Raw genomic sequence first — 23,991 nt, 5'->3', positions numbered from 1 at the left:
GCAGGCACGAGATCACCTTAGACACAGCCGGGCCGGAGCGCGCCGGCACGGCGACCGTCACGACCGGGCGCGTCCGCCGCGGACGGAGCGGTCCGCGGAGGCGGCGGCGCTTTTCGTCGACGCGGGCAGGGTGTTGGATGAGTGCATGCGTGAAGTGGACGGAGAGCGCGAGCCGGTGCGGACGGCGGCGGATTCGGAGAGCCCGTCGACCTCACCGTGGGGCGCGCCGTCGTTTCCGCCCCACGCCCGCGACGCGGGGTGGCGCCCCACCCGTGGCGTGCCGGGCGGGACGCCCGCTCCCGGCATGGGCGGTCCCGGTGTGCGGCAGTCCCCCGGAGGCGGTCCCGAGCGCCGCTCGCGCGCCGGGCGCCCGCTCCAGGCCGAGCCGATGCCGGGCCGGCGCGAGGGCGGGGGAGGCCGGCTCCGGTCGCAGGCCGGGACGCGTCCGGCGCTTCGTGCCTTCAACCAGCTCGCCCTCGGCTCCTACAACGAGAAGCTGGTGATCGAGAGCATCCGGCAGGCCGTGTCCACGAGCAGGGTGGAGATCGCCGAGCGCACCGGTCTCACGCCGCAGGCGGTGTCGCGGATCACCCGTAACCTGCTCACCTCGGGCCTGCTGACCGAGGACGCCCGCCAGTCGGCGGGCGCCGGCAAGCCGCGGGTGCCGCTGCGGCTGCGTCCTGACGCCGGTTCGGCCATCGGTGTCCACCTCGACCCGAAGATGATCACTGTGGTGGCCGTCGACCTGTGCGGCGACCTGCTCGACCAGCGGCACCTGCCCCTGCCGGAACAGGCCGACCCGCAGTGGTGCCTGGCGCAGATGACCCGCCTGGCACTGGAGTCCGCCGAGGCCGCCCACCCCGCCTCCGAGGCCCTGCTGGGCGTGGGGGTCGCCGTACCGGGCCCGCTCGACCCCCGCGCCGGCCTGCTGCTCGACCCGCCGCTGTTCCGGGACTGGAAGCACGTGGCGCTCAAGGCCGAGCTGGCCACCCGGCTGGACGTCACCGTCATCGTCGAGAAGGACTCCACGGCGGCGGCGATCGGCGAGCGCTGGCTGGGCGCGGCCGACCGCGCCGACGACTTCGTCTACCTCTACCTGGGCGCCGGTGTCGGGAGCGGCGCCTTCCTCAACGGCGACGTCTACCGGGGACGTACGGGCAACGCGGGCGAGGTCGGCCAGCTGTGCGCGATCGCGACCGGCCGGCTCACCCCGGAGGGCGGTCCCGACCTCGTCCCCGAGTGCGCCCCGACGTCGGCGGTGGTGGACCGCGCCGGCGCCGCGGGCATGGTGGTCCCGCCGGGCGACGCCGCCTACGAGTGGGTCTGCGCGGCCGCGGCGCGCGGCGACCGGCGGGCGGTCACGGTGATCGAGGAGGTGGCCCGCGTGATCGGCCTGGGCGCCGCCGGGCTCATCGACCTGCTGGACGTCGAGCTGCTCATCATCGGCGGGCCCGCCGTCCTGCCCGCCGTGGCCGACATCTACCACGGGCAGATCGCCGCCGCCGTCAACGGTTTCCCGATGGCCAGGCACCTGCGCGAGGTGGAGGTCGCCCAGTCGCACCTCAACCGGGCCGCGGCGGCGGTGGGGGCCGCGTCCAGCGTGTTCCACGAGGTGTTCACGCCCAGCCTGGGCTCACGGACGCGAACGGCGCACCCGGACGCCGTGTGACCGCCCCCGCCGGGGGCGAGGGGACTTTACAGCGACGATGACCGGGATTACGCGCGGATTGACATAGTCAATCCAATGGATTTACATATCCGTAACCTCCGTCACCCCCCACCGAAGGTTAATTCGTGAATAACCGCCACAAACCTCTCCTGAGAGCGACGCTGGCCGTCTCCCTCCTCGCGGCCGCCCTGAGCTGGTCGGCCGCGACCCCGGCCCTCGGCGCGCAGGCCGCCGCCCCGCCCACCGTGAAGAACAAGGTCTACGCCGGCTACCAGGGGTGGTTCAACGCCCAGGGCGACGGCTCGCCGCTCGACCACTGGCGGCACTGGTCTCGCGGGACACAGCCCTCACCGGGCAACCAGACCTTCGAGCTCTACCCGGACATGAGCAAGTACCCCGCCTCGGCCAGATACCAGACCGGGTACGCGGCACTCGGCAACGGCCGGCCCGCGACGCTCTTCTCCTCCTATCCGACGGCCGTGATCGACCAGCACTTCCAGTGGATGAGCCAGTACGGCATCGACGGCGCCGCGATCCAGCGCTTCGGCGCCGACGTCGTCGAGCCCGGCTCGGCCAACGCCCAGGTCCGCAACACGATCACCTCCAGGGCCAGGGACGCCGCCGAGAGGCACGGCCGCGGTTTCTACGTCGAGTACGACGTCAGCGGCCTGACCGACGCCAACGTGGAGCAGGTCCTCACCAGGGACTGGACCGACGTGGTCACCGGCCAGCTCCGCCTCACCGACTCTCCGGCGTACGCCAGGGAGAACGGCAAGCCCGTGGTCGAGATCTGGGGCTTCGGCTTCTCGGACCGCCCCGGCACGGCCGCCCAGGCCGAGCGCATCGTGCGCTGGTTCAAGGACCGCGGCCTGTACGTCATCGGCGGCGTGCCGCGTGAGTGGCGTTCGGGCGCGGACGGCAAGCCCGGGTTCGGCCCGGTCTACCGGGCGTTCGACATGATCTCGCCGTGGATGGTGGGGTACGTCGGCGACACGAGCGGGCTGCTCGCCGGCGACCGTGACGCGCTGAACGCGACCGGCCAGGCCTACCAGCCGGTCATCTACCCGGGCTTCGCCTGGTCCAACTGGAACGGCGGCGCGCGCAACATGATCCCGCGCCGGTCCGGCGACTTCATGTGGGAGCAGGCCGCCGGCGTGCGCCGGGCGGGGGTGCCGCAGGCGTTCATCGCGATGTTCGACGAGTACGACGAGGGCACGGCCCTCGCGCCGGGCGCCGAGGACTCCTCGCAGGTGCCGACCGACCAGTACTTCCTGACCACCAGCGCCGACGGCAAGTACGTGTCGTCGGACTTCTACCTGCGCCTGGCGGGCAGGGCCACCCGCATGATCACCGGTCTCGACCCGCTGGTGACCACGGTGCCCATCCCGCTCAGCGCCGGCCCGGTCTTCTTCCGCACCAGCGTGGAGCAGGGCACCGACGCCCAGCCGACGTGGACGAACACCCCTGGCGGCGGCGGTACCACCAACGTCACCGGCCAGTCGCTCGCGGTCGCGACCGGTGAGGACAACCAGCTCGGCGCGTCCGCCCTGCGCATCCGGGGCAGCGCCGCCTCCACCGCGGCCTCGCACGCCTACTTCCAGGTGTTCGACGTGAACATCCCGGTGACCGCCGCGACCAAGCTGCAGTACTCCTTCCTGCCGAAGGACGCGGGCGGCCGCAACGTCGCGGTGGACTTCGTGATGACGGACGGCACCACGCTCCGCGACAGCGCCGCCGCCACGACCACCGGCATCGACATGCACCCGGGCGCGGCCAAGGGCACGATCGGCTCGTGGACGCGGATCCAGAGCGACTTCGGCTCCGCGCTGAACGGCAAGACCATCGACAAGATCCTCGTCGGCTACGACCGCGCCGGCGCGGCCGGCGCCTTCACCGCCTACATCGACGACATCACCATCACCAACTCCTGATCCGTGACCCCGGCCGGGGTACGGCGCCCGCCGCGGCGCCGTACCCAGGCCGGGGTCATGTCGTCGGCGGGGGAGGCCCGTGGCGGCTTCGCCCGCTCCGGCCACGGCGTCCGGACCGGTGCCTCGGCGTACGCGCCGTCCCGGGTCGGCCGCCGGGCCGGCGAGAGGGCGGCCGAGGTGCCCGGGGCGTCGCCAGGGACGAAGGCGCCGGCGACCGGTGCCGTCACCCCGTCGGCGGTGAGACCGAACGGTGCTCACGCGGCGCTCCCGGACGCCGTCACGGCCACACCGGAGCCCGCCGCGCGCTCCCGCGGGACTTCGGGGACACTGGGCCGAGTACCCATTCGGAGGAAGAGCATGAACGCACGTTCCGAGGCGGGCAGCCGCCTCACCGCCATGGGCACGCAGTTGCTCGAAGTGCACATCTGGCTTCGCGAGATGCTGGAGGACCTCCAGGACAGCGTCGACGACTACTTCGACGGCAAGGGGCTTCCGCCACGGGACCTGCGTGCCCACTGTCTTTCCTTCTGCACGGCGTTGACGCGCCACCACACCGGCGAGGACCGGGGCGCGTTCCCGGCGATCGCCGAGGAGTTCCCCGAGCTGCGCAAGGTCCTCTCCGAACTGCGCACGGACCACAACCAGCTGGACTGGCTGCTGGGGAACCTGCGGAAACTGCTCGAGTCCCTCCCGGAGAAACCCGACCCGGCCACGGCCTCCAAGGTACGCGAGGAGGTGGCGGCGCTGTCGGCGATCATGCAGACGCACTTCATCTACGAGGAGAAGAAGCTGATCTCCGTGCTCAACTCGATGGACGTGCCCGAGTGGCGCGAGAACCGGCCCGACTTCCTGCTGATCGACGACGAGGACGAGCCCGTGGCCCCTTCCCGGTGAGGTTCCCCACCACGCGGCGGCACCGGGCAGGCCTTCCCCGTCCACCTGGCCTCCTGTGGCGCGGGTGGCGCCGCCGGTCCGGTCCGGGACTTCGGGTCCGCGTACGGTGACACCGCGGGATCGACCGCAGGTTCTGCGTGAGCGTGCGGGCGCCGCGCTATTACGAGGAGCAGGGCCTGCTGGTGCCGGCGTGACCCGTTGAGGGTGCGGTTCGTCTGTCTTGAGGCGCAGCTCGGGTGGGCGACGCCCGCCCCGCTGCCGGCGCGCTCCACGGGTGGGCTCAGAGGTGCGGCGCCCGTCGTGGCGCCGCACCTCGGACGAGCCGTGCCGGGGTGCCGTTTTCTCGACGGTTCTCCTGACGGCACCCGTATCTCTTGACGGCGCCCGTACGCGGGTCGCCCCGGACAGGGTCAGCCCTTGGGACGCCACACCACGACGGTGAAGGGGCCGCCGCCGGAGTCGCTGGCGATGCCGACCATCTCACCTCTGTCGTTGACGGCGATGACGCGGGCGCCTGAGAAGCCGGGGAGCAGCGGCAGCAATCGCGGGTCGGCCTCGTGGCCGGTCCACACGGCGGGACCGGCGGGGCCGTAGGGGGTGGTCGAGCAGGTGAAGTAGCCGGTGATCAGTTCGCTGTCGTTGATGTCGGTGACTCTGGCCTCGCCCTGGAGGCGGGGCAGGAGTTTGATCCCCGTCTGCGGGCTCCAGAAGAAGCCGTCGGTGCCGAAGCCGTCCGCTCGCGTGGAGGAGTGCCCGACCACCTGGCCGCGGTCGTTGACGGCCAGGGACTCGCTCCAGTTACTGCCCAGCGTGCCGAGGTCGCGGACCTTCTCCCCTTCCAGGAGGTAGGCCCGGTCGGTGCGCTTGTAGTAAGGGGTGAAATCTCCCGTGACCCCGTGAGAGCCGGCCACCTGCCCCGTCTCGTTCACGTCGCGAGCGTGGCTCGCGGGTGCGAGCTCGAGCCGGGTGAGCTCCCCGTCGCGCCAGCGGACGGCCCGCCAGCGGTTGGTGCCGACGGGCTGGGTGGTGTCGATGAACCCGCCGACCACCACGCCGCGGCTGATCGCGTCGGGGAGGAAAGCGCCGATGTCGCGCATCTTCCCGTTCTGCCAGATATACGCGTGGTCTTTGACGTCACCGGCGACAGCGGACGTTCCGGTGATCCGGCCCTCGTCGTCGATGCCCGTGGCGATGCTGCGCCAACCACCGGGGAGGGTCCCCAGGTCGGTCAGCCGGCCGTTCTCCCAGAGGAAACCGCGGTCCGTCGCGGGATCGTCTCCGATGATCTGCCCGCGGTTGTTGATGTCTCTCGGATATCCCCGGAAGCCGAGGTCGGACACCTCCCACCTGTCGGTGGTCGGCGGGCACTCGTCGGCATGGGCGGCCGAAGCGGGCACGGCATGGGCCGCGGGTGCCGAAACGGCGGCGAGGGGCAGTGCGACGAGCGCACTGAGCACGAGGGAGGTGCGTCGCATGGAGGTCTCCTGAGGGGAAGGGAAGATCGGAGCGGCCCGCCACAAGCGACCCTATGCACCGGTGTGCGAATGATCCCTTACGAAGTGCTTAACGGGGTCTCGGTGGCGATCGCCGAGGATCCGGACGCGGTCCGGCGGCTCGTCGCACGTTCCCAGCGGAGCCCCGGGTACGGCGACACGGCCGGACGTCCGGCAGGAAGATTCGCCGCCCACGGTGAGCGGCGGCGGGCGACGAATCTTCCTGCCGCGTCGGGAACAGGGCGCCGGTTGACGATCGACCGGTTTCGAAGTGTCGATGAGTACAAGCGTCATGTCTCGGGGCGTGAACGCGGCGGCCGCTTCAGGGCGATCGACCGGCTACGGTGACCGGTCGTGAGATTCCTCATCGTCGGTGGCAGTGGTTTTCTCGGTGGCGAACTCGCCCGGCAGTGCTCGGCGGCCGGGCATGAGGTGACCGCGACCTACCTGACCCGATCAGGAGATGCCGCGAATGTCGAATGGTCGCCGCTCGACGTGCGCCGCCGGGAGGACGTCGACGCGTTGGTCGGCGTCTTTCGGCCAGAGGTGGTCATCAACGCGGCATTCCGGCAGACGGATTGGGCGACCACCGCGATCGGAGCCGCGAACGTGGCCCTCGCCGCCTCTGCGGCCGGTGGGCGCCTGGTCCATGTGTCCAGCGACGCGGTCTTCTCCGGTGCCGCGATTCGCTATGACGAGACGTGCCTCCCCGATCCGATCACGCCGTACGGCGCGGCCAAAGCCGCTGCCGAGACAGCGGTGGCCGCGATCGCGCCGACCTCGGTGACAGCCCGGACATCCTTGATCATCGGTGACGGTGGCTCTTCGCACGAGGCGCTGGTGCATTCACTGGCCACCGGCAGGAAGAAGGGAATGCTGTTCACCGACGACGTGCGATGTCCCGTGCACGTCGTCGATCTCGCTGCGGCGCTCCTCGAACTCGCCGTATCCGAGTATCACGGCATCCACCATGTCGCCGGAGCCGACGCGGTGAGCCGATACGAGCTGGGACTGCTCATCGCCCGGCGCGATGGGCTCGACGCGGACCGGTTGCCTTCAGGCCGGCGAGCGGACACCGACGTGCCCGGTCCGATGGACGTGCGCCTGGAGTGCGGCACCACTCAGCGGCGGCTTCGGACCGAACTGCGCGGCGCGCGGCGGTTTCTGGGGTGAGATCCACCGATGATCGCGACCTTCTCGACTCGCGACGTCACGGCGCCCCTCACCCTTTGGCTGGGGATCGGGTGCACACCTGTTGACTGTTCGTCTTGTGGGTCCTCACCCCGGCTGCGGTCAGGGCGGCAGTATCGAGACGGTCGGGACCCGCCGTTCGACGTCGTGCCCGCCGCCACTGACCTTTTTGGTGAACGGGAACCGTAACCGCCGGCCACGCCGGCGGCCGCCGAGCGGATGCGGGCGGCACCGTCTGCGCGATGGCAGCCTGCACAGCGGTACGGCAGCGGCCAACGTCGACGAACTCGAAGTGGATCGTCTCGCCGGGCAGAAGTCCCTGGCACCCGGCGTGGTCGAGATGTGGGTCTCTTGGCGCACCTCGGAGGGCACGGTCCGGCGCTACTACGCGGCCGGTGGGCGGCTGTGACCTGAGGCGCCGCCGATTGGCGGGGCCCGCGCGGTCAGTGGCCCCCAGCTCAGGGTGGTGCCTTCGGCATGTATGCGCGTTTTCCCGCTGGATCAGCCTTGGGGCAGCCGCCCATGGGCCGGGTGAGCCACTACCGCATCGACGAGTACCCGTCACGGGCGGAGACAAGATCAGCGGGCCGGTCGCCGCGAGCCGTGGCGACAGGGTCGCCGCCCGGTGGAGCCTGATCCGCTACGACGTCACCGGGCGGCACGTGCTGTTCATGGGCGACGTCTTCCCGCTGAGCAGGTGGGAAGACTGGAGGATCACCACCCTGGTCCACCACGGTCCCGCGGACCCACGCCTGCGGGGCTCGCCGCGGCAGGCGCTGGGGGCGGCCTGGTGATCGCGGGGGTTCCGGTCCCGCGGGGTCCCGCACCCGGGAGAGGCGTTCCCCGGGTGCGGGATCAGACGAAGCGGAGGTAGCCGATGACGTTGTTCAGCACCTCCGGGTCGTTCTCGGGGAAGCGGGCGACGAAGGTGCGCAGCCTGCCGGTGTCGTCGAGGGCCGCCCAGAGGTAGGCCACCTCGGCGTCGGGGAGCGTCATCCACCAGGCGGTGCCGGGAAAACCGCCGAAGTTCGCGTCGGCCGGGGGCCGGGTGCTCAGCGGGCGGGCGGGGAGGGTGCGCTCCAGTTGTTCGCGGACCGTGCTCAGGATTCGGGCGCGGGACGCGGCCGAGGCGGGCGGGGCGATGCGCAGGACCCTGATCGCCAGGTGGTGGAGCTTGTTGGGGGAGGTCAGGTCGGCGGTGCCGGCCCGGTCGTGGGAGAAGGCCCAGCCGTCGGGGCGGCACAGGGCGATGCCGCCGGCCCAGTCGGCGTACCCGGTCAGGCCGACGCCGGTGCCGGTCGACCGGGTGGCGCCCGCGCCGGCCAGCAGGCGGCCCTCGGCGTAGAACTCGACACGGTACTCGCCGGTCGCGGGGCAGGCGGCGTCGACGACCGTCCAGGACGTGGTGCCCGAGGGCTGTTCGGGCTGCCAGGGCTGGATGCTGACCAGGTCGGAGCGCTGCAGCCACTCGTCGCCCGGCCGCGCCCGGTAGTAGACGATCGAGGCCATCCTGGCGCCCTTGAACATGCCCTCGTAGGAGAGCGTCGCCTGGATGACGGCACCCTGCGCGGCCACCCTGATCGCCGGGATCCGGGCCGACGGCGCGGGCCGCGCGTCCGGGGCGAGTTCCTCGCCCTGAACGCGCACCAGCTCGCCCTTGATCTCCTGGGCGAGGGCCCGGGCGTGGTCGCGCTGGGCGGACACCAGGTCGAGGGTGGTACGGGTGGCGGCGTAGAGCTCGTTGCGTTCGGTGGGGTCGGGGCGGCTCCTGATCACCCGGAGCAGTTCGGTGGCCGCACGCCTGGCCTCGGCGGTCTTCTTCTGGCCGAGCAGGGCCAGCAGCAGGTTCATCCGGGGTATCGGCGGGCCGGGGTTGAGCTCGACGGCGGCCCGGCTGTGCTCCTCGGCCGCCTCGTAGTCGGCCAGGTGGATCTCGAAGCCCCCCAGGTTGACCAGGGCGGTGTACTTCTCGTCGCCGCCGTACTCGACCGCCTTGGCCATGTCCGCCACCGCGGCCTCGTACGCGCTGCGTGAGGCCGTGCTGAACACGTACGCCGACGTGGCGCGCTCGGGGCTGGCCGCCATCACGCGGGCGCTCGCGCGATGCTCGTAGGCGACCGCGTAGTCGTCGCGCAGCGCGATGGCCCGGGTGTAGTGGGCGATCGCGCTCTCGTACTCGCGCAGCCCGGCGAGACGGTCGCCCTCGGCCACGGCCGCGATGGCCGCGCGGGGCGTCGTGACGGGCGGTACGACGAGGAGGACGACGGTGCCCGCGACGGTGACGGCCACTATCGCGGCGGCGGGCCACACCAGGTGGTTCCGGTTGGCCTCGCCGACGGTCAGGGACAGGCCGAACAGGGTCAGCGCGATCGCGAGGAGGGCGGTCCCCGCCGAGTAGGTGTTGCTCCTGTCGCCCCACGAGCTCGCGGTCTCCTGGGTCGCCTCCTGCTCCAGGCCCGCCACGGTCGCCTCCCTGTTGAGATCACCGAGGTAGCGCTGGGCGGCGACCGCGTCGGCGCCCAGCAGCGGGGAGGAGTCGTCCAGCTTGCCGTACGCCTGCCGGAGCCGGTCGGCGACGGCCTCGTGCTCCCGCTCGCCGAGCAGCGTGGCCCGGAGGGACTCGAGGTCGTGACGGCGCTTGACGGTGGTGGCGGCGCCGAGGTTGGCGGTGCTCTCCATGGAGTCCGCCGTCGCCCCCGCCTGGGCGGCCAGCGCGGTGACGGAGGCGCGTTGCGCCTCACGGGCGTTCCTGTCCTCCTGGGCGCCCGCCTGCCCCCCGAGGTAGGTGAGCACTCCCGCGAGCAGGCCCACCGCGGTCATCGTGAGCGCGAGCCCGCGCTTGAACGGGGTGTCGAACTCCTCCGTCGCACCGGGTCCCTCCGTCATACCGGGGCCAGGGAGAGCCACAGGGCCAGGACGGTGAGCAGCCCGTACCCGCCGAGGGAGGCTCGCAGGAGCCGTTCGCGCCGCGGCGGCGCGACGAGGCGGGCGACGGTCAGCAGGAGAACGATCGCGAGGGTGCCGCCGACGGTGAGGGTGAGATGGCCGACCCGGTCGTGCAGGGCGTCGGCGCGTCGCGCGGTCCGGGCGGGCTGGTCGCCCGGAACCGTGAAGATCTCGTAGTTGCGGATCACGGCGGCCTCGCTCATTTTGTAGTCCCACCGGGCGGAGGCACCCACGCCCGGCAGGTGGCGGCGGTCGATGTACTGGTCGACGAGGAAGCCGTCGGCGACCTCGCGAAGGGCCCTGGCCTCGTCGGGGTCGACGGCCTCGATCGCGTCGGCCTGGGCGTGGAGGGCCCGGTAGTGCACGACCTGGCCGCCCCTCGACCGGCTGCTCATGTGCGCCACCACGCCCGCCGTCCGCACCTGGATGGTCTCCACCACGGCCTGCCGGTCGGTGTCGATGGCCTGCGAGTTCAGCCGCACCGCCGCGTACGAGGCGGCCGCTCCGGTGATCGTGGACAGGCCGATCGCGATCGCGATGATCCGCTCGTACGGCCGGGCCCCGCCCCGCTCCCCGCCGCCCCGCCTCGGGAAGCGGAAGCGCCGCTTGCGGAGCGGCTTCCTCGGCTCCGCCGCACCGGCCCTGCGGAGGGTCGTGATCCTTGCCCGCAACGACCGGACGGCGCCGTGCTGGGGGCGGCCGTTCCGGTCGCCCGCGGGGACGCCGCCCGAGCGCTCGGCGTGGCCGGGATCGGGCGCGTTCCCTTCGGCTTCGGGGGGCATGCGAGACCTCCGGCTCAGGGGCTGGCAGGCGCGGTCACCGTGCCGGTCCGTGGTCAGTTGATGACGATAACGGCATCGAACCACGGAGTCGACAGGGACGACAGCGGGCTGCGCAGTTTCTCCACGCCCAGCCGGTAGGTGCCGGGGTTCAGCCCGCCGAGCGGCAGGTAGCGGCCGGTGAGGTTGGAGGCGCTGCCGGTCCAGAAGCCGTGCTGCAGCGAGCGGAGGACCGTCACGGGTCCCGACGCCAGGCGCGGGTGGACGGCGGAGAGGTTGCCCGACAGCTGGAAGCGGGCGCCCGCCGCCGATTTCCGGCCGGCGGTGCGAACGGTGGAGAAGATGAAGTAACGGTGGTTGTACCCGGCGCCCGATGTCAGCGGCGGGCAGCCCACCGCCACGACGGTGCCGCGGACGGTGCCCAGCCGCAGCGGATCGGAGTAGGAGCCCGAGCCGGCCAGGGAGCGGCAGTTCACCGTGGTGACCGTGGTGATCGAGGCGCCGGCGGTCTCCGCCGACGCGTGGGCCGCCGGCCACTGCGCAGCCGTGAGAATCAGCAACGCGGTCGCTCCCAGGCGCGCGAAGCCCGTTATTTTCATGATTCCCCCATTTATGCCGTTTGGTGCGAGTGCATGTGTGACCAGATGTATCGGGGAAAGGGGGCCGCCGTATATCCCAACTTTCTGGGATGGGCGGTGGACCGGCTTTATGATTTGCGACATGCTCCCTGATTCGGCCGGTTTCGAGCAGCGGCTTGCCCGGCAGCGCAGCGCTCTCGACGTGCTCGACGTCACCGCTTCCGCGGTCCTGAGGCGGGTGCCCGCTGACGTGTGGTGCACGGTCCTGATCGATCCGTCCACCCTGCTGGACACCGGCGGGCAGAACGAGGCGGGCTTTTCCCTGGAATATCTCCCTCGCCTGTTCGAGATCGAACATGTCGAGGCTGACGATCCGGGGAATCTTCGCGAGCTGGCGAATGGCGCGTCCACCACGAGTCTTCTCAGTCGCGCAACAGCCGGAAATATCCACTCTAGTAAGTACTATCAGGACATTTTGCGCCCGCAGGGACTTGGCGACGAACTACGGGTCGCCCTTCGTGACGGCCCGCACGTCTGGGGTCTGCTGGTGATGTGCAGAGAGCACGGTGCCGCGCCGTTCACCGACGCCGACGAAGCGGCCGCCGCGCGGCTGGGCCGCCCGGCGACGGCCGCGCTGCGGCGCTCGCTGCTCCTGTCCGGAGTGGACACCGGCGCGGTCCCGGACGCGCCCGGCCTGGTCGTCGTCGACAGGGAGGGCACCACCCGGTCGATGTCGCCGACGGCGCGCACCTGGCTGGAACTCCTCCAGGACGGATCCCCGGAGCACGCCCGGCCGCTGCGCGCGGTGGCCGCCGCCGCGCTCTCGTCGGGAATGGCACGTTCCCGGGCGCTCACCCGGTCCGGCCGATGGGTGGCTCTCCAGGCGTGGTCGATGGGTCAGGAAGAGGAAGGACTCGTCGCCGTCTCCCTCAGCCCTCCCGAGCCGGGAGAGCTGACCGCGGTCATCCTCGGCGCCTACGGTCTGAGCGAGCGCGAGCGGCAGATCACCCAGCACGTCATGCGCGGCCACTCCACGACACAGATCGCGGGCCGGCTGAACATCAGCCCCCACACGGTCCAGGACCATCTCAAGAGCGTCTTCGCCAAGACCGGCCTGGGCAGCCGGCGCGCGCTCGTCGCGGACATCTTCTTCCGCCACTACCTGCCGCATTTCGGTGAGGGACCGTTGTCGACGGACGGGCGGCGCCTCGCGGGATAGGCGGTCCGGATCGTCACGCCGTAGCGCGGGTGCCGGAACCCGCCCGCGCGGGACGCGACAGGCCGCCCGTGACCGCCTCGACCGCGCCCTGGCCGTTCCGGACCGCCCCACCCGACGAGGTGAGGGTCGGGCCGCCCCACCTGACGAGGTGAGGGCCGTTCCGGCCCGCCCCACCTCGGGCGGGGCGGGCCGCGCCGGTGCCCTCAGCCGCCGATGTTGACGACGCTGGTGAGGATGACCACCGACTCCTCGTCGGCCTCCATCGAGTGCCGCCGCTGCGGGATCGGAGCGGTCTGGCCCGCGCCGAGCGCGACGGTCCGCTCGTCGTCGATGAGCCGGACCCGCCCCGACAGGACGTGCAGGCTCGCGGCCGGTGGGGCGTCGTGGTCACCGAGGACCGTTCCCGCGGTCAGCGCGATGATCGCCTGACGCAGCGTGCCCTCGTTGAGGTAGGTGTGGGCGCTGCGACCGTGCGAGCTCGCCCTGGCGAGGGCGAGATGCTCAGCGGCGAGAGCCAGTACGTCGATCATTCGGTTCCTCCTGGTCACTCTGAACCTGCCCTGGGCGGGCGAGGCGCAGAGCCAGGTGAGGGCAAAGTCATCCGTCCCGCCGTGCGGCGGGCCGCTCGTCGAAGCGTATGGCCCTGAGCAGGTTCGCGGCGGGGCGGTCGAGGATCGTGACGCTCGCGGCCGGAGGGAACGAGCCGCTCCGCGCCCGATCGATGATCACTCGCCAGCGGCGGCAGTGCCGGGCGAAGGTCGCGCTCGTGACGACCCGGCCGCGCGAGAGCTGTCCCTCGCGGGCCGTCCTCGGCTCCACGTCGAGCAGGATCAGGTGGACCTCGCTGCCGACCCTGCGGGCCAGCCAGGCGAACCCGTACAGGATGTGCGGCCACGTGCCGCGGGTGTGCGCGACGACGGCGTGCCCCTTCAGCAGGGCGCGGGCGATCCGCACCACGTGGGTGGTGTGCACGAGCGGGATGCGGGCTCTCGGAGGGACCGGGCCCAGGTAGCGGGCCCACCAGTTGCGGGACTGGCGCGAGTCGATGACGCGGGCCTCACCGGCGCGCACCGGCTCCCTCTCGTCGCCGCGCAACCCGTACAGCCGGTCGAGCAGGGTGCTCTTGCCCGCGCCGGGGAGCCCTGCGAGGAGCACCAGCGATCCCGCCGGGTAGTGCAGATCGTCGACGGAGGACCGGCTGGCCGGTGTGGTGGCCATCACGTGCACCTCGCTGGTATGGGGAACTTCTCTCATAGTGCGTCTCGCAGCCTTCCAGTGGCGGGATCGAGTTCGCCGTCGGTCCGGCGGGCACCGGAGGGGACGAACCTGGCGAAGATCGGACCGAGGGCTACTCGTGAGGCGCGTCCGGAGATGGCGGTGGACGACGGCCGGGACGGTACGGGCCGGCCACGGGGCGGGTCGCGGCGGGGGTGTGGCGAGAGGGGGCGCCGCGCCGGACGGCCAGGAAGGCCCTGGAGACCCTGGAGACTCCGGAAACCCGGGAAACCCGGGAAACCCGGGAAACCCGGGAAACCCGGGAAACCCGGGAAACACGGCCCCGGAGGGGGAACGCCGGTGAGATGGTGCCCGGAGGGGGAGGGGACTGTCAGGGGCATGCTCGCTCCTCGAATGCGCTCGGCCATTCGAGGTCTCCTTCACCCGCACCTCACGGGCGACCGTCCGGGGACGCCACAGGGCGTCCGTATTGACCGGGCCGGTTCTTGGGAAGTACTCCCCTCGTTCGTTCAAGGTTAAAGGAAACCGGGCGGTGGCGCGGTCACCGACGGGTGACTCTCCCGGGCGGCGTCGTGCCGGGGCGCCCGTGGGGGGGGAATCGGGAGTCCAGATCACCGGCCGACCGTCCTTGATCTCCGCTCTCCGGTCTCCGCTTCCCGCTCACTGCTTTCCGGTCCCCGGTCCCGGTCCGGACGCGCCGCGGCGCCGGCACCCCCCGGCGGTCCGCGTGGACCGGCCTGTCGGCTCGGTATCGCGGTCCGCTGGTATGGGATGCCGGCGCAGCCGGAGAAACCCCCGGGCCCTGGCGCCCGGCGGTGGTCCGTCAGTGATTTTGACGCGCTCCTCGGGATTGAACGGCCAAGGATCCAGCCCGTGCCGCTCTCGCGACACCTCTGTGGCTTCCCGCTTCACCGACCTGGGCCACCGAGACGGTGGTCTTACCGGGTCTCCGCAGGCTTTCGAGCCCTCACGAGCTCCGTTCCCGCCCGTCCGGCGGTACCTGGCGCGAGCGCCTCACCGAGCGCCAATCCGCGGTGAGGGCGAATCGACGCCTCTTGCCTCGCTACGAGGGAGAAGTCCGCATCACCTCCGGGGTGAACATCGGAGCACTACGAACGAGTTCAGTAGCCGGAGTTGTTGGACCCGGAGTTGTTCGATCCCGAGTTGTTGGACCCGGAGTTGTGGGAACTCGGGTGCGAGGAGGAGGGGGAGGGGGACGCGTTGCCCGTGGGGGAACCCGTCGAGGTGGCCGCTCCCGAAGGCCGGATCAGGCCGAGCAGGCCGTGCGTGCCGCCGTCGCTGCCCGCGCTGAACCACAGGGCGTTCGTGCCGCCGACGGTCTCGGTGCCGGGTTCCAGGTCCCACAGGCCGCCCAGGGTGATGGCCTTGCCGTCGGAGGAGCGCAGCGGGCCGAGCGGGCGGCCGTTGCGCGGGTTGTAGGCGTTGATCCGGCCGTCGCCGAAGTTGCCGACCAGCAGGGCTCCGGAGTGGGCGCCGAACCCCTTCGGAGCCAGTGTCATCGCCCAGGGGGCGTTGAGGGCTCCACGTGCGGCGAAGCGGCCGACGAACCGGCCCGAGCCGTTGAACTGGCTGACGAACCCCTTGCCCTGCCCGGCCACCGACTTGCCGGTCTCGGGGTCGCGCTTGGCGTACGCGACGAGGATGGAGTTGCCCACGACCTCCACGTTGAACGGCGCGTAGTCCTCCGGCAGGCCGGGGTCCCGGAACGCGCGGCGGCCGAACGAGATCCGGTCGAAGTCGCCGTCGAAGACGTGGACCCGGTTGTGGGCGAAGTCGGCGGCGAGCAGCATCGGCCCCCGGTTCGTCTGGGCGAGGGCCAGGCCCTTGAAGTCGGCGCCCTTGACGAACGCGCTGATGATCGCGTCGTCCGGATCCGCCTCGGCGTTCCAGCCGGTGATCGCCCCGCTGGGGCTGGCGAAGATGAACGTCGCCGGTCCGGCACCGCCGGGACCCTTGACGACGAACTCCTCGCCCATGTTGACGACCTGCCCGGTGGGCCTGCCGCCGGGGACGCGTACCTGCGTCTTCTCCTGCTTCACGGTGCCCGCGCCGCCGGAGTAGACCGTGGCCAGGCCGGTGCCCGCGGCCGAGACCCACAGGGTCTTGCCCATGGCCAGTCCCCACGGGTTGACCAGCGTGGGGTCGGTGACCGCGGCCCGTCCGCTGACGTCCGAGACCAGGTTGGTGACCGCGAAATGGTTCCGCAGGGTCTGCGGGCCGGCTTTCTCCGGGCCGCTGCCGGCCTTGGTCTGTTTCGCTCCGGCCTGCGCCTGATGGGTTCCGGCGGACGCCGTACCGGCGACGCCCATGACCAGGACCGTGGCGCAGATCGTGACGATGCGTACTCGCATTCATGGCTCCTCTGTGAGGGAGTGCCTTTCGCCGCGAGATACGCGTGGGGTTCGTGCGCGGTTCAGTCCGTTTCGGAAAGGCCCGGACCTGGGAGGAGCCGGGAGGGGCCGGACGGGCGGGAAAAGGGCGGCCCGCGACCGCCGGGTGGGGCGGCCACGGGCCTGATCCCATGAGCGTCACACCGGGTCACGGCGACTCATGGCCGCGGCACGCGCCAAGGGAGGAGAAGGCGCGCTCGCGGGGTCTTTCGAGGCCCCGCCGAGCGGGACGGATCAGCGGAGGGCGGCCGCCTCGGTGGCCAGTTTCTCGATCCTGGCGTAGTCGCCGATGGCGAGCGCGTCGGCCGGGGTGAGCCAAGTCCCGCCCACGCAGCCGACGTTCGGCAGCGCGAGGTAGTCGGGGGCCGTCGCGAGCTTGATGCCGCCCGTCGGGCAGAACCTGACCTGCGGCAGCGGGCCGCCGAGCGCCTTCAGGTACGGCAGGCCGCCGGCCGCCTCGGCGGGGAAGAACTTCATCTCGGTCACCCCGCGCTCGGCGAGTGCCATGACCTCCGACGCGGTCGCCACGCCGGGCAGGAACGGCACCCCGCTGACCTCCATGGCGTCGACCAGACCCGGCGTGGTCCCCGGGCTGACCAGGAACTTGGAACCGGCCGCCACGGAGGCCGCCACGTCGGCCGGGGTGCGGATGGTGCCCGCGCCGATCACCGCCTCCGGGACCTCGGCGGCGATGCGCGCGATGGCGTCCAGGGCGGCGGGGGTGCGAAGGGTCACCTCGATGACCGGCAGGCCGCCCGCGACCAGGGCGCGGGCCAGGGGGACCGCGGTCTCCGGATCGTCGATCACGACGACCGGGACGACCGGGGCGATGTCGAGCAGACTCATGCGAACTCCAGGGTGGACAGGCGCTGGTTCAGCCAGGCCGCCGCGCCGGTCAGGGCGGGCTGGGGGGCCACGATCAGCGCCGTGGCGATGCCGGAAAGGTAGTCGTTCAGGGTCGGGGTGGCCTCGAAGCGACGGCGGAAGTCGCTGGAGCGGACCCGGTCCACGATACGCGGCAGCACGCCGCCGCCCAGGTAGACGCCGCCCCGCGCGCCGAGGGTGAGGGCGACGTTCCCGGCGAAGGTGCCGAGCATGGCGCAGAAGACCTCGACGGTCTCCGCGCACAGCGAGTCGTCCATCCGGGTCACGATGTCGGAGGCGGACAGCCTCGGCGCGTCCGTCCCGTGGACGAGCGAGAGCCCCCGGTGCAGGCGCGACAGGCCCGGCCCTGACAGCAGGTGCTCGGCCACCACGTGCTCCAGGCCGTCCGCGCGCAGTGCCCGGACGATCTCGTGGTCCCGCCGGTCGAGGACGGGCGCGGTGACGTGCCCTCCCTCCCCGGGGATCGGCACCCAGCCCTCGGCGGCGGGTACCAGGCCGCCCACGCCGAGACCGGTCCCGGGTCCGAGCACGGCCTTGACGCCGTGCGAGGGCTCGGGGCCGCCCAGGGAGACCAGGTCGTCGCCCCGCAGGTGCGGCAGGGACGCGGCCAGGGCCTCGAAGTCGTTGAGCAGCCAGGCGTTCGGGATGCCGAGGTCGCGTACCGACCCCGTCCACCCGGCGTTGGTGAGCCGGTAGCGGTCGCCCTCCACAGGCCCCGCGATCGCGACGCACGCGGCTCCCGGCTGAACTCCGCCCGCATGATCTGCGATATAGGCGGCTACGGCTTCGGGTAGGCCATCGTGTTCCGCGCCCGCGAGCACGGCCACCGCCTTGGGCTGTCCACCGGGCTCGGTGACCAGCCCGAACCGGGCGTTGGTGCCGCCGATGTCGGCGACGAGCCAGGGAAGGCTCACGAGATCTCCTTCACGCACGGATTCCGCTCTGGGCGGTCGCCAGGCGCGTGCCGTTCGCGACGGCCTCGGCGTGGCCGTTCAGGGCGAAGACGCCCGCGCCGCGCTCGGCGGGGCCCGCCGCGCGGCGGAAGGCGCCGAACAGCTCGCGGCCGGTGCCCACCCACTGGGCGTCGGTGAGCGGCGCGCCCTGAACGGGCCTGGCGGCCAGTTCCGCGGCGGGGACCAGCAGCTCCAGGGTCCCGGCGGCGGCGTCGAGGCGGATCGGGTCGCCGTCCCGCACCAGCGCGATGGGGCCGCCGTCGGCGGCCTCGGGCGACAGGTGGATGGCGGCCGGGACCTTGCCGGACGCGCCGGACATGCGGCCGTCGGTGACGATCGCCACCCGCTGGCCCCTGTCCAGCAGCACCGCCATCGGCGGGGTGAGCTTGTGCAGCTCGGGCATGCCGTTCGCGCTCGGCCCCTGGTAGCGGATGACCGCCACGAAGTCCTGCCCGTCCAGCTCTCCCGCGTCGAAGGCGCGCAGCAGCTCCAGCTGGTCGTCGAAGACCTTGGCCGGGGCCTCGATGACCAGGTGCTCGTCCTTGACCGCGGAGACCTTGCTGACCGCGCGTCCCAGGTTGCCGTCGAGCATGTGGATGCCGCCGTCGGCGGAGAACGCGTCGGAGACCGGGCGCAGCACGTCGAGGTCGGTGCTGCCCTCGGTGCGCTCCTGCCAGACCAGCTCGCCCTCCTTCAGCTCGGCGGCCGAGCGGTAGTGGTCCAGCCCGCGCCCGGCGACCGTCAGCACGTCGCCGTGCAGCAGCCCGGCGTCCAGCAGGTCGCCGATGAGCACCTGCATGCCGCCCGCGGCCTGGAAGTGGTTCACGTCCGCCTGGCCGTTGGGGTACATGCGGGTGAGCAGCGGCACGGCCTTCGACAGCGCGGCCAGGTCGTCCCACAGGAGCTCGATGCCGGCCGCCGCGGCGATGGCGACGATGTGCATGGTGTGGTTGGTCGAGCCGCCGGTCGCCAGCAGTGCCACGCAGGCGTTGACGATCGCCTTCTCGTCGACGACCTCGCCGACGGGGGTGTACTCGGGGCCGTGCGCGGTCAGCTCGACCGCCCGCCTGCCCGCCGCCCTCGTCAGGGCCTCGCGCAGCTCGGTGCGCGGGTTGACGAACGTCGAGCCGGGCAGGTGCAGGCCCATGACCTCGATCATGACCTGGTTGGAGTTGGCGGTGCCGTAGAAGGTGCAGGTGCCGGGGGAGTGGTACGACTTCGCCTCGGCGTCGAGCAGCTCGTCCTTGCCGACCTTGCCCTCGGCGAACAGCTGCCGGGTGCGGGCCTTGACCTTGTTGGGCAGGCCGGAGGCCATCGGCCCGGCGGGGACGAACACCGTGGGCAGGTGGCCGAAGTGCAGCGCCCCGATCAGCAGGCCTGGAACGATCTTGTCGCAGACGCCGAGCATGAGGGAGGCGTCGAACATGTCGTGCGAGAGCGCGATCGCGGTGGCCATCGCGATGACCTCGCGGCTGTAGAGCGACAGCTCCATGCCCGCCCGGCCCTGGGTGACGCCGTCGCACATCGCGGGCACGCCCCCGGCGAACTGCGCGACGCCGCCCGCCTTCCTGACGGCCGCCTTGAGGATCGCCGGGTAGGCCTCGTACGGCTGGTGCGCCGACAGCATGTCGTTGTAGCTCGACACGATCGCCACGCCCGGCTTGACGTTGGCGCGCAGGTCCCGCTTGTCGCTCTCGCCCACGGCGGCGAAGCCGTGCGCCAGGTTGGCGCAGCCCAGGCTCGCCCTGGCGGGCCCGCGCAGGCGGGCCGCCTCGGCCTCGGCGTGCAGACGGTTCAGGTACGCGGTGCGGCTGGGACGGCTGCGCTCGACCAGACGGTCGGTCACCTCCTGGATCACGGGATGCATCCGGCCTCCTCGGTCGTGGTATGCGTCGTCGTTTCCGGTGCTGTGGTCGTTCCGGTCCGGGTGCCCGGCTCGCGTGGTCACGCCTGCCCCTCCTCGTGCCAGACGCGGCCGCTGCGGCCGACGAGCTCGTGGGCCGTGGCGGGGCCCGCGCTGCCCGCCGGGTACGGCTCGGGCCGGGTGCCCTGGGAGTCCCACTCGTCGAGGATCGGGTCGATCCACCGCCAGGCGGCCTCGACCTCGTCGCGTCGCATGAACAGGGTCGGGTTGCCGGTGAGGACGTCCATGAGCAGCCGCTCGTAGGCCTCGGGCACCCGGCCGGCGAAGGTCTCGGCGAAGCTGAGGCTCAGCGGGACCGGCTTGAGCGCCACCTCGCCCGCGCCCGGCTCCTTGGCCATGATGTTCAGCTGGATGCCCTCGCTCGGCTGCAGCCGCAGCACCAGCCGGTTGGGCGTGCTGCCGGGGAAGATCGAGTGGGGCACGTCCTTGAACTGCACCACGATCTCCGAGCAGCGGTGCGACATGCGCTTGCCCGTCCGCAGGTAGAACGGCACCCCGGCCCAGCGCCAGTTCTTCACCTCGGCGCGGATCGCGGCGAAGGTCTCCACCCGGTGGGAGTCCTCGGTGGGCGCGGTGCTGTCGGGCTCGTCGAGATAGCCGGGCACCCGGACGCCGCCGGACTCGCCCGCCGTGTACTGGCCGCGTACCGTGAAACGGTCCACCTCGCCGCCGGTGACGGGCCGCAGCGACTGGAGGACCTTGACCTTCTCGTCGCGGATCGACTCGCGGTCGTTGCGCGACGGCGGCTCCATCGCCACCAGGCACAGCAGCTGGAGCAGGTGGTTCTGCACCATGTCGCGCAGCGCGCCCGCGTGGTCGTAGTAGCCGCGGCGGCCGGGGGTGCCCACGGTCTCGGCGACGGTGATCTGGACGTGGTCGATCCAGAGGGAGTTCCAGATCGGCTCCAGGAACGCGTTGGCGAACCGGAGCACGAGGAGGTTCTGGACCGTCTCCTTGCCGAGGTAGTGGTCGATGCGGTAGATCTGCCGCTCCTCGAAGATGGCGCCGACCTCGTCGTTGATGCGCAACGCGCTGGCCAGGTCACGGCCGAGGGGCTTCTCCAGCACCACCCGCGAGGCGGGGGTGACCAGGCCGGCGCGGTGCGCCTCCCGGCAGAACGGGCCGAACGTCATGGGCGGGCTGGCCAGGTAGAACACCCGGTCGCGCTGCTCGTACCCGCCGAGCATCCCGGCGAGCCTCGCCCACCCGGCCGGGTCCTCGCCGCCGATGTCGACGGTGACGTGGTGCAGGCGGCCGAGGAAGCGCTGCCAGGTGTCGAGGTCGTCCACCGGCACCGAGCCGCGCACCTCGGCGTCCACCTTGCCGCGGAAGTCGGCGTCGTCGAGCCCGCCGCGGGACATCGCGATCACGCGGGTCTCGGGGGCGAGACGCCCGTCGCGGTCGGCGTGGTAGAGGGCGGGGAGGAGCTTCCGCATGGAGAGGTCGCCTGTGCCGCCGAAGACGATGAGGTCGGCGGGTTGAGGGGTCTCAGACATGGGGCGGCGCTCCGTAGTGATCTACCAGTAGTGATCTACCAAAATTGGGTATAGATCGGACACTAGCTAGATCTTGCGCTCTACACAAGCGGAGTTTTGTAATTTGAGATGAGAAAGTAGGAAGTTTTCATTTCCTAAGTGGGTGTGATTCACTTGGCGGATGCCTCGACGTCCCGCTGCCGCGCTGGCCACCAGCGGTGAGGTGCTGCGCCTCATCCGCTCCGGTGAGGCCGTCACCCGCGCGGACATAGGGCGTGTCACAGGCCTGTCCAGACCCGCTGTCTCCCTGCGCGTGACCGAGCTGCTGGACCGGCGCCTCGTCGTGGAGGACAGCGAGGGCCCCTCCACCGGAGGCCGCCCGCCCACCCGCCTGGCCTTCAACGCCTCCGGCGGGGTCGTCCTGGTCGGCTCCCTGGGCGCGAGCCGCGCGCAGATCGCCGTCTGCGACCTCGCGGGCGAGGTGCTGGCCAGTGCCGCCCTGGCCGTGGACGTGGAGGAGGGGCCGGACGTCGTCCTGCCCCTGGTCATGCAGACCTGGGGCGAGCTGCTCGGCGACCGCCCCGCCTCCCTGGTCCGCGGGGTCGGCCTGGGTGTCCCCGCCACGGTGGAGTTCGCGGCCGGCCGCACCGAGAGCGCCCGGATCATGGCCAGCTGGACCGGCGTGGCCATCCCGCCGATCATCGCCGAGCGCTTCCCCGTCCCCGTCTTCCTCGACAACGACGTGAACGTCATCGCGATCGGCGAGCACCGCGAGATCTACGCGGGCGAGGCCGACGACCTGCTGTTCATCAAGGTCTCCACCCGGATCGGCTCCGGGGTCATCGCCGGGGGCGAGATCCTGCGGGGGGCGCTGGGCGCCGCGGGGGAGATCGGGCACATCCCGGTCCGCGACGGCGGGGGAGTCCTCTGCCGCTGCGGCAACATCGACTGCGTCGACTCCATCGCCAGCGGCACCGCGATCCTGCGCCGGCTCCGCGACCTGGGGCACGAGGTCGACACCCTGGCCGACGTGGTGAGCCTGGTCAGGGCAGGGGACGCGGAGACCATGACCGTGGTCCGCAACGCCGCCCGGATGCTCGGCGAGGTCGTCGCCAGCGCGGTCAACCTGCTCAACCCCTCGGTGGTGGTCCTCGGCGGCGACGTCGCGGAGACCTTCCAGCCGATGGTCTCGGGGGTGCGCGAGGTCATCCACCGCCGCTCGACGGCCCTGGCCACCCGCAACCTGCGCATCGAGCGCAGCCGGCTCGGCCCGAGCGCCGGGATCATCGGCTGCGCCCACATGGTCCTGGACCACATCCTGTCGCCCGAGGCCGTCGACTCCGCCGGCTGGCAGCCGCTCCGCTCCGTCCGCTCCCTCGCCTGAGCGGTTCTCGCGCCTGGGCCGGTCTCGTTCCCGAACCGCTCCTTCGTCTGGCCGGTTCCGCGCCCGGCGCCGCGCTTTTCCAGACTCCGCCCCCTAAAACGCTTAAGATCGCCATATGTCCAGACCAGGACTGAGACGGGGGATCGCCGTATCCGGCGACATCGTCAGCGGGAAGGCCCTGCCCGCCCTGCCGCCTCCGGGCGAGACCGTTGCCCGTGCGCGGGGCAGGGACGCCGCGCGGGTTCCGCCGGAGAGCCCGTCTCTCTCCCTCATGGCCGACTTCGCCCGTAGCGTGAGGGGCGGGGGCGATCCGGTCCGCACCGTCCGCGACGCCGAGGTCGTCGGCCGTCTCGTCACGGACGCCCACGCGTTCGCAACCCGTCTGGAGGAACATCCGTGAGCGAAACCGTCTCCCTGCCCGCCTTCCCCACGCCGCTGCGCTGGCTGAACCGGCCCGAGGACTGGAGCGCCGACGGCGACGCGCTCTCCATCGTCGCGGGAGCGGGCACCGACCTCTTCTCCGACCCCGGGGAGCCGAACCGCTACGCCAACGCCCCCGCCCTCGTCGGCCGCCTGGACGGCGACTTCACGCTCAGCGCGCGGGTCAGGCTCGACCTGCTGTCCACCTACGACGCGGCCGTGCTGCTGCTGTACGCCGACGACGACCGGTGGGCGAAGTTCTGCCTCGAACTCTCCCCGCAGGGCAGGCCCACGATCGTCTCGGTGGTCACCCGCGGGGTGTCCGACGACTGCAACTCCGTGACCATGGACGGCCGGGACATCCGGTTGCGGATCTCCCGCATCGGCTCGGCCTTCGCCTTCCACGTCGCCGACGAGTCCGGGTTCTGGAACCTCATCAGATACTTCGCGCTCGACGGGGACCCCGAGGTCGGCTTCCTCGCGCAGAGCCCCACCGGCGAGGGCTGCACCGTGCGCTTCGAGGACATCGAGTACTCGCCCAAGCGCCTGTCCGACCTGCGCGGCGGAGAATAGCCCGCTTTCCCGCCGGTTTCCCGCCGACCT

The 23,991-nt window shown here is 71.9% G+C and carries 21 protein-coding genes; 9 read left to right on the top strand and 12 right to left on the bottom strand.

All coding sequences use genetic code 11. The features are described from left to right. Positions 1-145: 145 nt before the first annotated feature. Both ACTOQ1_RS31830 and ACTOQ1_RS31825 read left to right on the top strand, forming a co-directional pair. Positions 146-1,669 (top strand): ROK family protein, encoded by a 1,524-nt coding sequence (locus tag ACTOQ1_RS31830; RefSeq protein ID WP_440071663.1) that lies wholly within the window; start codon positions 146-148, stop codon positions 1,667-1,669. Between the two features lie 125 nt (positions 1,670-1,794). Then, positions 1,795-3,600, top strand: coding sequence for a glycoside hydrolase family 71/99-like protein (locus ACTOQ1_RS31825; RefSeq protein WP_440071662.1), 1,806 nt, complete (start codon positions 1,795-1,797; stop codon positions 3,598-3,600). On the opposite strand, the gene ACTOQ1_RS31820 is transcribed toward ACTOQ1_RS31825, so the two are convergent. Beyond that, on the bottom strand, positions 3,567-3,827 hold the full coding sequence (locus ACTOQ1_RS31820; RefSeq protein ID WP_440071661.1) for a hypothetical protein: 261 nt from the start codon (positions 3,825-3,827) through the stop codon (positions 3,567-3,569). The genes ACTOQ1_RS31825 and ACTOQ1_RS31820 overlap by 34 nt on opposite strands. Positions 3,828-3,957: 130 nt before the next feature. Between ACTOQ1_RS31820 and ACTOQ1_RS31815 the strand changes: the two genes are divergently transcribed. Then, the gene (locus tag ACTOQ1_RS31815) at positions 3,958-4,494 is read left to right on the top strand and encodes a hemerythrin domain-containing protein (RefSeq protein ID WP_440071660.1); all 537 of its coding nucleotides are present in this window, start codon (positions 3,958-3,960) and stop codon (positions 4,492-4,494) included. 410 nt (positions 4,495-4,904) lie between these two features. Here ACTOQ1_RS31815 and ACTOQ1_RS31810 read toward each other — a convergent pair whose 3' ends face one another. Beyond that, positions 4,905-5,969, bottom strand: a complete 1,065-nt coding sequence (locus ACTOQ1_RS31810; RefSeq protein WP_440071659.1) for a hypothetical protein — start codon at positions 5,967-5,969, stop codon at positions 4,905-4,907. 372 nt (positions 5,970-6,341) lie between these two features. On the opposite strand from ACTOQ1_RS31810, the gene ACTOQ1_RS31805 reads away from it, so the two are divergent. Next, complete coding sequence (locus ACTOQ1_RS31805) at positions 6,342-7,160, top strand: sugar nucleotide-binding protein (protein ID WP_440071658.1); 819 nt, start codon at positions 6,342-6,344, stop codon at positions 7,158-7,160. Between the two features lie 689 nt (positions 7,161-7,849). Next, positions 7,850-7,972 carry a hypothetical protein gene (locus ACTOQ1_RS31800; RefSeq protein ID WP_440071657.1) on the top strand — a complete coding sequence of 41 codons (123 nt, stop codon included), beginning with the start codon at positions 7,850-7,852 and terminating at the stop codon, positions 7,970-7,972. A gap of 61 nt (positions 7,973-8,033) precedes the next feature. Here the strand turns inward: ACTOQ1_RS31800 and ACTOQ1_RS31795 are convergent, their stop codons facing one another. The 3 genes from ACTOQ1_RS31795 to ACTOQ1_RS31785 are packed head-to-tail and all read right to left on the bottom strand — an operon-like array spanning position 8,034 to position 11,502. After that, positions 8,034-10,064, bottom strand: coding sequence for a hypothetical protein (locus ACTOQ1_RS31795; protein WP_440071656.1), 2,031 nt, complete (start codon positions 10,062-10,064; stop codon positions 8,034-8,036). Then, on the bottom strand, positions 10,061-10,906 hold the full coding sequence (locus ACTOQ1_RS31790; RefSeq protein ID WP_440071655.1) for a hypothetical protein: 846 nt from the start codon (positions 10,904-10,906) through the stop codon (positions 10,061-10,063). Before ACTOQ1_RS31790 ends, ACTOQ1_RS31795 begins: the two co-directional genes overlap by 4 nt. A 53-nt stretch (positions 10,907-10,959) precedes the next feature. Further along, positions 10,960-11,502 (bottom strand): hypothetical protein, encoded by a 543-nt coding sequence (locus ACTOQ1_RS31785; protein WP_440071654.1) that lies wholly within the window; start codon positions 11,500-11,502, stop codon positions 10,960-10,962. A 121-nt stretch (positions 11,503-11,623) separates the two neighbouring features. On the opposite strand from ACTOQ1_RS31785, the gene ACTOQ1_RS31780 reads away from it, so the two are divergent. Beyond that, a complete protein-coding gene (locus tag ACTOQ1_RS31780) occupies positions 11,624-12,700 on the top strand; it encodes a helix-turn-helix transcriptional regulator (protein ID WP_440071653.1) in 1,077 nt (358 codons plus the stop codon). A gap of 203 nt (positions 12,701-12,903) precedes the next feature. On the opposite strand, the gene ACTOQ1_RS31775 is transcribed toward ACTOQ1_RS31780, so the two are convergent. The 7 genes from ACTOQ1_RS31775 to zwf form a co-directional block, all read right to left on the bottom strand. Further along, positions 12,904-13,230, bottom strand: coding sequence for a cupin (locus tag ACTOQ1_RS31775; protein WP_440071652.1), 327 nt, complete (start codon positions 13,228-13,230; stop codon positions 12,904-12,906). A 67-nt stretch (positions 13,231-13,297) separates the two neighbouring features. After that, the gene (locus ACTOQ1_RS31770; RefSeq protein WP_440071651.1) at positions 13,298-13,918 is read right to left on the bottom strand and encodes an AAA family ATPase; all 621 of its coding nucleotides are present in this window, start codon (positions 13,916-13,918) and stop codon (positions 13,298-13,300) included. A gap of 1,139 nt (positions 13,919-15,057) precedes the next feature. Continuing rightward, on the bottom strand, positions 15,058-16,308 hold the full coding sequence (locus tag ACTOQ1_RS31765) for a TIGR03118 family protein (RefSeq protein ID WP_440071650.1): 1,251 nt from the start codon (positions 16,306-16,308) through the stop codon (positions 15,058-15,060). A 273-nt stretch (positions 16,309-16,581) separates the two neighbouring features. Next, positions 16,582-17,193 (bottom strand): bifunctional 4-hydroxy-2-oxoglutarate aldolase/2-dehydro-3-deoxy-phosphogluconate aldolase, encoded by a 612-nt coding sequence (gene eda, locus ACTOQ1_RS31760; protein ID WP_440071649.1) that lies wholly within the window; start codon positions 17,191-17,193, stop codon positions 16,582-16,584. Beyond that, entirely contained in the window at positions 17,190-18,146 is a 957-nt protein-coding gene (locus ACTOQ1_RS31755) for a glucokinase (protein WP_440071648.1), read from the bottom strand. Before ACTOQ1_RS31755 ends, eda begins: the two co-directional genes overlap by 4 nt. A 10-nt stretch (positions 18,147-18,156) precedes the next feature. Next, a complete protein-coding gene (gene edd / locus ACTOQ1_RS31750; protein WP_440071647.1) occupies positions 18,157-20,052 on the bottom strand; it encodes a phosphogluconate dehydratase in 1,896 nt (631 codons plus the stop codon). A 77-nt stretch (positions 20,053-20,129) separates the two neighbouring features. Beyond that, positions 20,130-21,605, bottom strand: coding sequence for a glucose-6-phosphate dehydrogenase (gene zwf, locus ACTOQ1_RS31745; protein ID WP_440071646.1), 1,476 nt, complete (start codon positions 21,603-21,605; stop codon positions 20,130-20,132). 160 nt (positions 21,606-21,765) lie between these two features. Between zwf and ACTOQ1_RS31740 the strand changes: the two genes are divergently transcribed. The 3 genes from ACTOQ1_RS31740 to ACTOQ1_RS31730 all read left to right on the top strand — a co-directional run bounded on the left by ACTOQ1_RS31740 (position 21,766) and on the right by ACTOQ1_RS31730 (position 23,961). Continuing rightward, complete coding sequence (locus tag ACTOQ1_RS31740; RefSeq protein WP_440071645.1) at positions 21,766-22,968, top strand: ROK family transcriptional regulator; 1,203 nt, start codon at positions 21,766-21,768, stop codon at positions 22,966-22,968. A gap of 115 nt (positions 22,969-23,083) precedes the next feature. Then, a complete protein-coding gene (locus ACTOQ1_RS31735; protein WP_440071644.1) occupies positions 23,084-23,368 on the top strand; it encodes a hypothetical protein in 285 nt (94 codons plus the stop codon). Continuing rightward, positions 23,365-23,961: a DUF1349 domain-containing protein gene (locus ACTOQ1_RS31730; protein ID WP_440071643.1), complete on the top strand. Its 597-nt coding sequence runs from the start codon at positions 23,365-23,367 to the stop codon at positions 23,959-23,961. The genes ACTOQ1_RS31735 and ACTOQ1_RS31730 overlap by 4 nt, the downstream gene beginning before the upstream one ends. Positions 23,962-23,991: the final 30 nt, after the last annotated feature.

The organism is Streptosporangium sp. OZ121, from assembly GCF_051918885.1.
In the GTDB taxonomy this organism is placed as follows: Bacteria; Actinomycetota; Actinomycetes; order Streptosporangiales; family Streptosporangiaceae; genus Streptosporangium.
Note: the sequence above shows the minus strand (reverse complement) of the source record. Positions and strands in the feature narration are given on the sequence as shown.